At 30.6% G+C, this 13,357-nt stretch carries 10 protein-coding genes; 9 read left to right on the top strand and 1 reads right to left on the bottom strand.

Annotation, left to right across the window (positions count from 1 at the left end):
• From H518_RS0117825 to H518_RS20170, 8 genes are all read left to right on the top strand, one after another.
• Positions 1-3,721 (top strand): T9SS type B sorting domain-containing protein (locus H518_RS0117825; protein ID WP_028890338.1); only part of this gene is annotated, 3,721 nt, incomplete at its 5' end.
• A 1-nt stretch (position 3,722) separates the two neighbouring features.
• Entirely contained in the window at positions 3,723-4,670 is a 948-nt protein-coding gene (locus H518_RS0117830) for a PorP/SprF family type IX secretion system membrane protein (protein WP_028890339.1), read from the top strand.
• Between the two features lie 66 nt (positions 4,671-4,736).
• Positions 4,737-5,627 carry a 23S rRNA pseudouridine(2604) synthase RluF gene (gene rluF / locus H518_RS20165; protein WP_051263842.1) on the top strand — a complete coding sequence of 297 codons (891 nt, stop codon included), beginning with the start codon at positions 4,737-4,739 and terminating at the stop codon, positions 5,625-5,627.
• A 289-nt stretch (positions 5,628-5,916) separates the two neighbouring features.
• On the top strand, positions 5,917-7,047 hold the full coding sequence (gene tgt, locus H518_RS0117840; protein WP_028890340.1) for a tRNA guanosine(34) transglycosylase Tgt: 1,131 nt from the start codon (positions 5,917-5,919) through the stop codon (positions 7,045-7,047).
• 11 nt (positions 7,048-7,058) lie between these two features.
• A complete protein-coding gene (locus H518_RS0117845; protein WP_028890341.1) occupies positions 7,059-8,144 on the top strand; it encodes an LptF/LptG family permease in 1,086 nt (361 codons plus the stop codon).
• Positions 8,131-9,030, top strand: coding sequence for a DMT family transporter (locus H518_RS0117850; RefSeq protein WP_028890342.1), 900 nt, complete (start codon positions 8,131-8,133; stop codon positions 9,028-9,030). The genes H518_RS0117845 and H518_RS0117850 overlap by 14 nt, the downstream gene beginning before the upstream one ends.
• 89 nt (positions 9,031-9,119) lie before the next feature.
• Positions 9,120-10,073, top strand: a complete 954-nt coding sequence (locus H518_RS0117855) for an acetyl-CoA carboxylase carboxyltransferase subunit alpha (RefSeq protein WP_028890343.1) — start codon at positions 9,120-9,122, stop codon at positions 10,071-10,073.
• A gap of 234 nt (positions 10,074-10,307) precedes the next feature.
• Positions 10,308-11,012 (top strand): DUF2911 domain-containing protein, encoded by a 705-nt coding sequence (locus tag H518_RS20170; protein WP_051263843.1) that lies wholly within the window; start codon positions 10,308-10,310, stop codon positions 11,010-11,012.
• A 64-nt stretch (positions 11,013-11,076) separates the two neighbouring features.
• Here the strand turns inward: H518_RS20170 and H518_RS0117865 are convergent, their stop codons facing one another.
• The gene (locus H518_RS0117865) at positions 11,077-11,709 is read right to left on the bottom strand and encodes a 7-carboxy-7-deazaguanine synthase QueE (RefSeq protein WP_028890344.1); all 633 of its coding nucleotides are present in this window, start codon (positions 11,707-11,709) and stop codon (positions 11,077-11,079) included.
• Positions 11,710-11,796: 87 nt separating this feature from the next.
• On the opposite strand from H518_RS0117865, the gene H518_RS0117870 reads away from it, so the two are divergent.
• Complete coding sequence (locus tag H518_RS0117870; protein WP_028890345.1) at positions 11,797-13,320, top strand: helicase HerA-like domain-containing protein; 1,524 nt, start codon at positions 11,797-11,799, stop codon at positions 13,318-13,320.
• Positions 13,321-13,357 lie beyond the last annotated feature (37 nt).

Genomic DNA, 13,357 nt, shown 5'->3' on the forward strand with positions numbered 1-13,357 from the left:
AGATTCAAATGGATGTGCTGCACCAGCAGGAACAGCAATAACAATAAGTGAAGATTTAGTATTTAGTTTAGCAACGACTAAAGATTTAACTTGTTCAGCACCAATGGCCGGAACAGTTACTATAACAGTAGCATCAGGATCTGGAAATTATACTTATGAGATTGCAGGACCAAGTGCAGTAGTTGTAGCTGGAACAGCATTTATAAGTGGTCAAACATTTAGTCCAACAGTTGCAGGTACTTATACAGTAACAGTTACAGATGAAGATGCATCACCAGCAGCTTGTCCAGTAGTAAGAACTATTGATATAGCAGTAGAAAAGCAACCAATATTTACAGCTACAGCAGTTATTGATGATATTTGTAATGGAAGTTCAGATGGAGCAATAAGTATGACACCGGTTAATAATGGTATATCACCATTAACTTATACTATAGCTCCAATAGCAGGAACTTTAGATGTTGCAACAAGTACATTTGAAGATTTACCAGCAGGTATTTATACAATTACAGCAACAGGGACTAATGGATGTTCAAGCATTAGAAACGTAACAATTACTGAAAATGCTGATATTGATATTTCTGGAGCAGTTACAATAAGTGAGTTTGGTTGTACAGTAGGAAATGAAACAAATAATGCTGTAGTATCAGTAAATACTGTAGGAGTAGGAGGTACTGGTAATTTTGTAAGAGCAGTATTTGTATATGATAATGGTACACCTGGAGATACTACAGATGATCTTACTCAAGATAGCGGAGTATTTAGTTATACTGTTGCAAATGAAGTAGGAGGTCAAATAACAGTTACTGTTTTTGATGATAATAATTGTTCAGACACAACAATAAGAACTATAAACCCTTTTGCAAGAATTACAGGGGTAACAGTTACGTCTCAAAAAGCAATTGATTGTAATAATGGTGAAGATATTATTGCAACATACAGTTCTACAATAGCAATTGCAAATGTAGAATATAGACTGTATAATGATACAACAGGTTTGTTATTGGAACCAATAAGAACAATTGATGGAGATTTTATTAGTTTATTAGCAACAGGAAATTATAGAATTGAAATTGAAAACACTGATACAAATTGTGTATTTACAGAATATTATACTGTAGATGAAACACCAGAATATGAGTTAATTGTTAATAACATCCAAAGAGCTTGTTCAGGAGGTAATGGAAGTGTAGATTTAACTTTTAATCCAAGCACACCATATGTTGACATTTATTCATATGAAGTTTTCAATGTAGGAGGAGTAACAACAGGTCAGATAGGAAATGGTATTGGAAATGCAATAACAACAATAAATACGTTACCAGGAGGTGATTATTATATTGTTGTAAATATGCCAAATACACCTTTCTGTACAGTTACTTCAGGTAATTTTACTATTGAAGAGCCAGCAAATGCTTTAACTCTTTCAGAAGAGTTAACATACTTAAAATGTAATGTTTTAACTTCAGGTGAGGTTGACTTAACTGCACAAGGAGGTTGGGGAGCTTACCAATACGAATTGATAAATACAACAACAAGTGTTACTATTCAAAATTTCGATAATAATAATGTAATTACAGGTTTAGAAGCAGGTAATTATCAAGCTACAGTTAGAGATGCTAGTAATTGTATAGAAGTAATAACTTTTCAATTAGATCCAGGTACTACAATAACAGGAAGTTATACCGTAACACCTAATGATTGTATTGGAGAGTATACAGCTACAATTGAAGCTATAAATGTTTTAGGAGGTCAATTACAAGATGCACCTATAAATTACATGTATGCTTTAGAATATCCTGATGGAACTAGAACAACAACTCAAGCATCACCAATATTTACTAACCTATCAGCAGGAGTTGGGTATTCAGTAATAGTATCTGATGGTTATTCTTGTGACGGAAGAGTAGGACCTATTGATATAGTTGATCCAACTAAAACAATTGCATCAGCAAATATTACAGCAGATATTACATGTAATAGAACAGAGGCAACAGTTGAAGTATCAGGATCAGGAGGAACAGGACCTTATGAATTTAGTATTGATGGAGTTAATTTCTTAGCACCAAATGCTGGACTAAACTATATTTTTAGTGTAGGAGCAGGTGAACATAATTTTTATGTAAGAGATACAGAATCATGTATTTCAGATCCAAGAATAATAACAATTAATTCATATACTGCATTAACCGCAACTTTAGATACAGCATCGGCATTTATAACATGTAACGGAGATGCAAATGCAGTATTAAGTGCAAATGCAGAAAACGGATTAGGTAATTACGAATATCAGTTATTAGATGGATCAGATACTCCAATAGATGGTACTTGGCAAGCATCAAATTCATTCTCTAATTTAGATGTAGGAACTTATAAAATTAATGTAAGAAGTACAAATACAGCAGGAGATGTTTGTAGTGTTATAACAGGGCAATACACAATTAATCAACCATTACCATTAGTTGGAACAGCTGTAGCTACTCAAAACGTAACATGTTTTGGTAGTAATACAGGTATAATTACAGCAACAGGTCAAGATGGTAACGGAGATTATGAATTCAATCTTGTTTCTGAACCAAGTAGTCCTGAATACCCAGAAAACAAATATGTTAAAAATGGTGTATTTGAGAATTTAGCGGCTGGTGTATATTGGGTAACTGTTAAAGACATTGTAGGTTGTATTAATGCACCTATAAGAGTAGAGATAATAGAACCAGACGAATTAGAAATAAGTTTAGTTAGTGTAACTGAACAGGTTTGTTTAAACAGTCCAACACCAATAATTACTGTTGATGTTCAAGGAGGAACACAACCTTACTTTGTTAGTATAAATAATGTTGAGTTAGCAACACCTTATAATCAAAATCAAATAGAAATTGGTGCTGCAGCTGGAATTGAAGCAAATACGACTTATTTAATTAGTGTAAGAGATAGTGGTGGTGGATGTCCATCTAAATCAATAGCACCATTAACAACTATAGAATCTGTAGATTTAGAATTAACAGTAGACTTTGAATATACTTGTCCGACAGGAAACATAATCAAAGCAATTGTTGCAGATAAGTATAAGAATAATATGTCTTATAGTTTATATCTAGGAGGTACATTAGTAACAACAAATACAACTGGTGAGTTTATTGACGTAGCTGCTGGTAATGGTTATACTGTTACAGCTACAGATACTGTAACTTCATGTTCAGAAAGTTTAGTGTCAGACCCTATTGATATTGAAGATATTCAAGCGTTAACAATGACAATTGATGATTCTCAAAAAAATAAGTTAATAGCAAATGTAGATTTTGGTTTACCTCCTTATAGTTTTACAGTTGATGGAGTTGACTATGAAGATGAAAACGAAATTGTAATTTTACAAACTAAAGATTATACAATAACGGTAACAGATGCTAGAGGATGTGAAGTAACCTTAACTGTAAGAGGTGTTTATGTAACCATAACTGTTTTAAATTTATTTACACCAGATGGTGATGGAGTTAACGATTTCTGGTATCCTTTAGAAGTAGAGAACTACCATAATTTAAAAGTATATATTTTTGATAGATATGCCCGTGAAATAACTAAGTTTAGAGGAATGCAGCAAGGATGGGATGGTACTTATGATGGTAAACCATTACCTGCAGGAGATTACTGGTATACTCTTTATTACAATGAGTTATCAGGAGAAGAGAAAAAACTAATGGGACACTTTACATTATATAGATAAAATGAAAAAGATATTAATAACAATAAGCATCGTAATTTTTAGTGTAAAATTAGTCGCTCAGGAAATTAATTTACCTCAGTACATAAGTCATATGGCAGATAATCCTTTTTTGATATCTCCCAGTTATGCCGGTATTGGTCCAGGGTTGCAAATTAGGTTAAACGGAGTAAGTCAATGGATTGGAGTAGAAGGAGCTCCAGATACACAATCACTAGTAGTTGAAGCTCGTATAGCTGATCGATTTGGAGGAGGAATAACTGTTTTTAATGATAAAAATGGAGCTACCTCTCAAAAAGGAGTTAAATTATCACTTGCAAGTCATTTGACTTTAAGTGATTTTCATGATAGTTTTTTATCTTTCGGTTTAAGTTATAATTTTACGCAGTTTGGTATTGATACATCTAATAATAACTCAGGACAAACTGTGGCAAATAGATCGGTTACGAACTCTAATTTTGATATTGGTATGTTATATCGTTATGAACGATTTAGTATTAGTTTAAATGCGAATAATATATTAAACAAAAAAGTAGAAAACTTAACTACTAACGAACCAGAAGCATTAAGAAGATTTACAGTTTATTCTTCATATGTTTTAGCCAGAATTAGAAACAATATAGAAATTGAACCTTCTATGTTTGTTGAATATTATGAAGCAGATAAAAGGTCAAGAACTGATATGAATATTAAGGTTCGAAAAGGGATTAATGATGGATATGTTTGGGCTGGTTTAAGTTATACTTTTTTAAATGATCAGTTTTTTGTACCTAATGCAATAGCACCGTTATTGGGTATAAAAAAGGATAATTTATATATGTCTTATGGTTTTAGTATTAACATGAATGAAACACAAGATTTTAATTATGGTACTCATATGATTACCCTTGGTTTTGATTATGAAAGAAGACCTAGTTTGGCTAGATGTACTCAAAAAATGATGATTTTTTAAAAAAAATAATAGTATTATAATTAAATCCTCAAGTTAAAACTTGAGGATTTTCTTTTCTTTGCAATAATGGAAAACAAGAATAAAGTTTCAATCAATCTTAATAAATTTATTAGCAGTACAGGAGTTTCTTCTCGAAGAGAAGCTGAAAAATTTATAGCGGCAGGTAGAGTTACAATTAATAAAAATGTTGCTCAATTAGGTAACAGGGTTTTTGAAGGAGATAAAGTAAGGGTAGATGGTCGTTTATTAGAAGCCAAACCTAAAACGCTTTACATAGCTTTAAACAAACCAGTAGGTATTGTTTGTACAACAGATAGTAAGGAAAAAAAGAATATCATAAAATATGTAGGTCACCCTGAAAGATTGTTTCCAATAGGAAGGTTAGATAAACCGTCTGAAGGATTAATTTTTCTTACGAACGACGGTGATATTGTAAACAAAATTTTACGAGCAGGAAACAATCACGAAAAAGAATATATTGTTTCGGTAAATAAAATAATTACAGAAGAGTTTATAACAAAGATGAGTAATGGAATTCCTATTTTAGGAACTGTAACTCGAAAATGTAGAGTTAAAAAAATAAATGATTTTACTTTTCAAATTATTTTAACACAAGGTTTAAACCGCCAAATACGTAGAATGTGTGAGTATTTAGATTATGAAGTAACTAAATTAAAACGCGAACGTATAATGAACGTAAGTTTAGGTAAATTAAAAGTAGGTGATTGGAGAGAACTGACAGCTGATGAGATGAAAGAGATTAATGAAATGATTTCTAGTTCCTCTAAAACAGAAGAAGCTTCAGTTACGGTTGAAAAGAAGAAAAAACCTAAGCAAACAATTAAAAAGGAAGTTAAAAAACCAAACGATTTTAATAGAAAGAGTGCTTCTTTCAGAAAAAAATCACCAAAATCAAATAAAAGTACAAATCAAAAATTCGGACGTAAACGTAAATAGTTATAAGAAAAATTATTATTATACCAATTCGGATATAAAATGATTGTAAATAAATATGCTTTAATTTTCGCTAGTTTAAGGCATGAAATTGAAACATAGCCTTAGCTATATTTCAAATTTTATAACAAAAAAATAGTAGAAAAGTAAATATATTTTACCGATTATATTATGTCCGAATTGGTATTACATAGAATTTAATACAGTATAATTGATACACGAGGTTCTAAGTAATAATTATTATGATTTTATTTACTTTTTCAATTCTTAAATAAGCGTATATTTGCCACTTATGCAATTCGATCTAAAAACAACCGACCCAAAAAGTAAAGCCCGAGCAGGAGTTATAACTACTGATCACGGAACTATAGAAACTCCAATTTTTATGCCTGTAGGTACAGTAGGTACTGTAAAAGGTGTTCATCAATCTGAGTTGAAAAATGAGATAAATCCCGATATAATTTTAGGAAATACCTACCATTTATATTTACGACCTAAATTAGAAACGTTAGAAGCCGCAGGAGGTTTACATAAGTTTATGAATTGGGATCGAAATATTTTAACAGATAGTGGAGGATATCAAGTTTATTCTTTATCTGGAAGAAGAAAAATTAATGAAGAGGGAGTAAAATTTAAAAGTCATATTGATGGTTCTACACATTTCTTTACACCAGAAAATGTAATGGAAACGCAACGTACAATTGGTGCCGATATTATTATGGCATTTGATGAATGTACACCGTACCCTTGTGATTATAATTATGCAAAACGTTCTATGCATATGACGCATAGGTGGTTGAAACGATGTGTAAATCATTTAGAAAAACTACCTTTTAAATATGGTCATGAACAAACGTTTTTTCCTATTGTACAAGGAAGTACTTATAAAGATTTAAGAAAACAATCAGCAGAATATATTGCTTCAGTTGGAGCGCAAGGAAATGCTATTGGTGGGCTTTCAGTTGGTGAACCTGCGGAAGAATTGTATGCCATGACAGAAATTGTTACGGCTATTTTACCAGAAGATAAGCCTCGTTATTTAATGGGAGTTGGAACTCCAATTAATATTTTAGAGAATATCGCTTTAGGTATTGATATGTTTGATTGTGTAATGCCAACTCGTAACGCTCGTAATGGTATGTTATTTACAGCATACGGATCTATCAACATAAAGAATAAAAAGTGGGAACAAGATTTTTCTCCGATAGACGATATGGGGATTACTTGGGTAGATACGATGTATTCAAAAGCATATTTACGTCACCTTTTTGCTGCAAAAGAAATGCTAGGAAAACAAATAGCATCTATTCATAATTTAGGTTTCTATTTGTGGTTAACAAGAGAAGCAAGAAAGCATATTTTAGCTGGAGATTTCGTAGAATGGAAAGACAAGATGGTTAAACAAATGGACAATCGTTTATAAAAACCTTTTTTTTGAAAATATTAGATTGGTACATATTAAAACGCTATTTGGTAACATTTTTATTTACCCTATTAATATTAATACCTATTGCGGTAGCTATTGATATTGCAGAGAAAATAGATAAATTTTTACGTGAAGAAAATTTAACTCTTTTTGAAGTAGTAAATGATTATTACAAGAATTTTATAATCTATTACGCAAATACATTTATGCCATTGGCATTATTTATTGCAGTAATTTTATTTACATCAAAATTAGCAAATAATACTGAGGTTGTAGCAATTAACAGCTCTCAGATATCATTTACTCGCTTTTTATACCCATACTTTATAGGAGCTACAATTGTTTGTGTCTTGGCTTTATCAATGAACCACTTTTTTGTGCCTTCTAGTAGTAAAACAAGAAAAGCGTTTGTGAGAAAATATTTAAAGAAGAAGAAATATGCTGACAAATCAATAAATGAGTTTAGTTTACAGCTAAATGATAGTACTTATATGTTCCTTCAAAGATTTAATTTAAAAAGTAATTCAGGTAATTATTTTTCAACTGAAGTTTATGATGGAATTCAGTTAAAGTATCAACTAACGGCTGATAATATTAGATGGAACGAAAAAGACAGTACGTTTAAATTAAGTACCTGGAAAAAAAGAAAAATATTTAAAGATAGAGATAGCATTTTTTCTGGAAATAGTTTAGATACTACTTTTTCTTTTACACCTAAAGACTTTAACTATAAAAACATTATGGCTCAAGAAATGAATTCTCCTGAGTTAATAGAATTTATTGAGATTTCTAAAAAAAGAGGAGTTAAAAACTTAAATGTTTATTTAGTTGAATTATATAAACGTACTAGTTTACCGATAGCTTGTTATATTTTAACTTTAATAGCTGTAGTTTTAGCTCATAAGAAAAGAAGAGGTGGAGTAGGTTTAAACTTAGCTTTAGGTATTTCAGTAATGTTTATTTATGTATTTTTCTTAAAAGTAGCAGAAGTACTTGGTGGAGTAGCGGGTGCAAATGCATTATTAAATGTTTGGACACCAAATGTTGTTTTTGGAGGGTACGCAATATATTTATATATCAATGCAAGGAAATAAATTAAAAAATTATCTTCATTTACATTTCATTGTATTTATTTGGGGATTTACAGCAATACTCGGTGCATTAATTTCTATTGATGCAGTTCCTTTAGTATGGTATCGCATGTCTTTAGCAGTAGTGTTTATTGCAATCTATTTTTTTATTAGTAAAAAATCATTTAAAGTAGATAAAAAAGGACTCTTAAAGTTTTTATTATCAGGTATAATCATAGCAATACATTGGGTAACATTTTTTAAAGCAATAAAAGTATCAAATGTTTCTGTAGCTTTAGTAACAATGAGTACAGGTGCTTTTTTTGCTTCACTTATTGAGCCTATTTTTTTTAAAAGAAAAATTAAGCCAATTGAAATTTTATTAGGACTATTAGTAATAGTAGGGCTTTATATCATTTTTAACTTTCAAAGTCAATACACATTAGGAATCATTTATGCCTTAATATCGGCTTTTTTGTCAGCTTTATTTGCTGTTTTAAACGGTCTTTTTATAAAAAAATATGATGCTAATGTAATTTCCTTTTATCAATTATTATTTGGTGCATTAGGGGTAACATTGTATTTATTATTTACACAAAAATTTTCAATTCAATTTTTTCAAATATCAGCAAATGATTGGTTTTATTTAATCATATTAAGTAGCATTTGTACTGCATATGCCTTTATTGCTTCTGTATATGTTATGAAATATCTAACACCATACACTGTAATGCTAACTATTAATTTAGAGCCAATTTACGCTATTGTTTTAGCGCTAATAGTATTTGGAGAGAAAGAGCAAATGAGTGCCGAATTTTATTATGGAGCATTTATTGTTTTATTCGTAGTCGTATTAAATGGTATTTTAAAAAATACAAGTTTAATAAAAAATAAATTTAGGAAAAAATAGCGTTTTAAGAAAAGTTAGAAAGCTAAACTCTACAATTTTTTAGTATGTTTGCCTTTGAAAACAACTAATATAAAATCAAACTATATATAATGGAATATTTAGATTTTGAATTACCAATAAAAGACTTAGAGGATCAGTTGGTAAAATGTTTTGATATAGGAAAAGAAAGTGAGGTTGATGTTACTGCAACCTGTAATAAAATTGAAAAAAAGCTTGAAAAAGCAAAAAAAGAAATATACAAAAACTTAACACCTTGGCAGCGTGTACAATTATCACGTCACCCAGATCGTCCATATACTTTAGATTATATTAAGGCTATTTGTGGTGATACTTTTATGGAGTTACATGGTGACCGTAATGTAAAAGATGATAAAGCAATGATTGGTGGTTTAGGTAAAATCGGAGATCAATCATTTATGTTTATTGGTCAACAAAAAGGGTACAATACCAAAACACGTCAGTATCGTAATTTCGGAATGGCTAATCCAGAAGGATACCGTAAGGCATTACGTTTAATGAAAATGGCTGAGAAATTTGGTATTCCTGTAGTTACCTTGGTAGATACACCAGGAGCTTACCCAGGTTTAGAAGCTGAAGAACGCGGACAAGGTGAAGCTATTGCACGTAATATTCTTGAAATGACTCGCTTAAAAACACCAATTATAACAATTATTATTGGTGAAGGTGCTTCAGGTGGAGCAATAGGTATTGGTGTAGGTAACAGAGTGTACATGATGGAAAATACTTGGTATACTGTAATTTCACCAGAATCATGTTCATCTATTTTATGGCGTAGTTGGGAGTATAAAGAACAAGCAGCTGCAGCTTTAAAGTTAACAGGTGAAGACATGAAGAAAATGACTTTAATTGATGCGATTATCGAAGAACCTTTAGGAGGAGCTCATAGAGATAGAAACGGTGCTTTTAAAGCAGTACAAGAACAAATACTAGCTGCATTTAATGAATTAAAAGATTTAGATGAAACTGAGCTAGTTACCCAGCGTATGGATAAATATGCAAACATGGGAGTGTATAAAGAATAACAGTAAAATAGATTAATTTTTATTTAAAAAAACTTGCCTTTTAGGCGAGTTTTTTTAGCTTTAATTTTTAATAGAAAAACGATTGAAAATGAATAAAAAATTAACCCTTATTATTATATTTCTAATACCTTTAAGTTTACTATCGCAAGTAAGACGGCAAAAAAAGAGTTTTTTCAGAATGTAGAACAGCGAGTAGGTCTTACAGATGTTAAATTAAACTATTAGCGCACTTCTATGAAGGGGAGAGCTATATTTAGAAGTCTTGAAAAATATGGTGAAATATGGAGAACAGGAGCCAATAAAAATACTATTATAACTTTTAGTGAAAATGTAGAGATTGACGGAAAAGAATTAAAAGCAGGTTCTTATGCTTTGTATACTAAACCAAATATTGAATCTTGGGATATTTTCTTTTATACTGATATAGAAAATTGGGGAGTTCCTAAAGTATGGGACAATAATAAAGTTGCACTTAAAATAACGATACCCGTATTTAAATTAAATAGAGATATTGAAACGCTAACGATTAACATAGATAACATTAAAGAATCTTCAGCGAACCTTGGAATAATGTGGGAACGAACTTATATTTCAATTCCTATCGAATTTCATTTTAAAGAACTGTTAGAAAGAATTACAAAGAAAGAATTAAGAAGAAATGCAATTGATTTTCATATTGCAGCAGTAAATTATCATGAAAGAGGTTATGATTTGGAGCAAGCTAAAAGATGGATGGAGCAAGCTATTTCGTTAAAAGAAAAACCACATTTTTGGGATTATAGAGAATATTCAATTATTCTATCAAAATTAAAGAAATATAAAGAAGCAATTATAGCTGCAAAAAAGTGTATTCAATTATCTAAAAAACTTGGTGATAACGGAAATAACGCTATTAATTTAAGTAAAAAATCTATTAAAGAATGGCAAAGTAAAATATAGAAGCTGTAATAGTAAGATTAAATATACCTTAATAAAAAAGCAACCTAATTAGGTTGCTTTTTTATTAAGGTATATTTAAAAATTTATGAGTTTGTAAAGAAACACGCCATTTCGGGTTTTTCATTACATAATCTACAATTAACGGAGTCATTTGTTCTTTTTTACTCCATTCTGGCTGTAAAAATAGTTGGCACTTTTTACCAACTTTTTCAGCTTGCTCTTCTGCAAACTGAAAATCATTCTTATTATGAATGATCATTTTTAACTCATCAGCCTCTTTGTAACATTCTTTTGTAGGTAATTTAGTTTTCTTAGGTGATAAGCAAAACCAATCCCAAACTCCAGAAAATTTATAGGCACCAGAAGTTTCAATATGTGTTTTCATTCCTTTATCTTGAAGCTCTTTAGTAATATAATCTAAACTCCACATTAAAGGTTCTCCACCAGTAATAACAACTGTTTTAGCATATTTCTTGGCATTTTCAACAATTAGGTCGGTTTTTGTAGGTGGGTGTAAATTAGCATCCCAACTTTCTTTCACATCGCACCAATGGCAACCAACATCACAACCACCAATTCTAATAAAATAGGCAGCGGTACCTGTATGTGATCCCTCTCCTTGAATAGTATAAAACTCTTCCATTAAAGGAAGCATTTCACCTTTTTTAATTAACTCTTGTACTTCTTTTTTCAACATAAGGCAGCAAAGATAGTTAACATTAAAATTTTTTGAATCATTTTTGTTACTTTTACGTGTTCTATCAATAAAAAGAATTGCAATAAAATGAGTAAAACCGAAGAGTTTTTTAATTATATAAACGAAGGATATAAAAGTAAGGGAGATTTTATCACCTTGGGAGCGGGTATGTTAGGTGAAGAAACCGTAACTAATGCCTTGGTAAATATTCCTTTAAAAACATTAAATCGTCACGGATTAATTGCAGGTGCAACTGGTACAGGTAAAACGAAAACTTTACAAGTATTGGCTGAAAATATGTCTGAAAAAGGGATACCTGTACTGTTAATGGATGTAAAAGGTGATTTAAGTGGATTAGCACAACCAAGCCCTGGGCATGCTAAAATTGATGAACGCCATGAAAAAATAGGTATACCTTTTAATGCAACGAAGTTTCCGATAGAGATTTTATCAATATCTGAGCAAGAGGGAGTTCGTTTAAGAGCAACTGTATCAGAATTTGGACCAGTTTTATTATCTCGTATTTTAGATTTAACAGAAACACAGTCGGGAATTGTTGCAATTATTTTTAAATATTGTGATGATAGTAAATTACCTTTATTAGATTTAAAAGATTTTAAAAAAATTCTTCAATTTGTTACAAATGAAGGAAAAGAAGAAATTCAAGAAGAATACGGACGAATTTCTACAGCTAGTACAGGAGCTATTCTTAGAAAAATAGTAGAAATAGAACAACAAGGAGGTGATTTGTTTTTTGGTGAAAAATCATTTGAAGTTGATGATTTAACGCGTGTTGATGAAAACGGACGAGGATTAATATCTATTTTGCGATTAACAGATATTCAAGATAAACCAAAATTGTTTTCAACTTTTATGATGCAGTTATTGGCAGAAGTATATGAAACGTTTCCAGAGCAAGGTGATAGCGACAGACCAGAACTAGTTATTTTTATTGATGAAGCACATTTGGTTTTTGAAGAGGCTTCAAAAGCATTATTAAGCCAAATAGAAAGTATTGTAAAATTAATTAGATCGAAAGGAATTGGATTGTATTTTGTAACTCAAAATCCTAAAGACGTACCAGAAGATGTATTAGCACAATTAGGAATGAAAATTCAACATGCATTACGTGCTTTTACAGCTAAAGATAGAAAAGCTATTAAATTAGCAGCAGAGAATTACCCAGATTCAGCATATTACGAAACAAAGGAAGTTTTAACGCAATTAGGTATTGGTGAGGCTTTAGTTTCGGTATTAAATGAAAAAGGAATTCCTTCTCCATTAGCAAGAACTATGTTACGAGCACCAATGAGTAGAATGGATGTGCTTACTGATAGAGAAATTAAGCAGGTTTTAGACAATTCAAGATTAATACCTAAGTATAACGATGTTGTAGATAGAGAAAGTGCTTACGAGTTATTAAAAGAGAAAATAGAAAAAATTAATAAAGAAAAAACTACTGAAGCTCGTAAAAAAGAAGAAGATAAAACAAAACGAAGATCGTCATCAACAAGAAGTAGAAGTACACGACAAAATCCGATAATAAAAGTACTAACAAGTGCAACTTTTATAAGAGCTGTTTTTGGAATCTTGAAAAAAGTATTAAAGTAAAACAAATAGAGTATATAAACGTTTAATAAAAAATAAC

Origin of the sequence: Tenacibaculum ovolyticum DSM 18103 (assembly GCF_000430545.1) — a bacterium.
Classification (GTDB): Bacteria; Bacteroidota; Bacteroidia; order Flavobacteriales; family Flavobacteriaceae; genus Polaribacter; species Polaribacter ovolyticus.

Excerpts from the sequence above, each read along its gene's own strand:
- H518_RS0117830 (WP_028890339.1), top strand. The coding sequence starts at position 3,723 with ATGAAAAAGATATTAATAACAATAAGCATCGTAATTTTTAGTGTAAAA.
- H518_RS0117865 (WP_028890344.1), bottom strand. The coding sequence starts at position 11,709 with ATGTTGAAAAAAGAAGTACAAGAGTTAATTAAAAAAGGTGAAATGCTT.
- H518_RS0117855 (WP_028890343.1), top strand. The coding sequence starts at position 9,120 with ATGGAATATTTAGATTTTGAATTACCAATAAAAGACTTAGAGGATCAG.
- H518_RS0117850 (WP_028890342.1), top strand. The coding sequence starts at position 8,131 with ATGCAAGGAAATAAATTAAAAAATTATCTTCATTTACATTTCATTGTA.
- rluF (WP_051263842.1), top strand. The coding sequence starts at position 4,737 with ATGGAAAACAAGAATAAAGTTTCAATCAATCTTAATAAATTTATTAGC.
- H518_RS0117870 (WP_028890345.1), top strand. The coding sequence starts at position 11,797 with ATGAGTAAAACCGAAGAGTTTTTTAATTATATAAACGAAGGATATAAA.
- tgt (WP_028890340.1), top strand. The coding sequence starts at position 5,917 with ATGCAATTCGATCTAAAAACAACCGACCCAAAAAGTAAAGCCCGAGCA.
- H518_RS20170 (WP_051263843.1), top strand. The coding sequence starts at position 10,308 with ATGAAGGGGAGAGCTATATTTAGAAGTCTTGAAAAATATGGTGAAATA.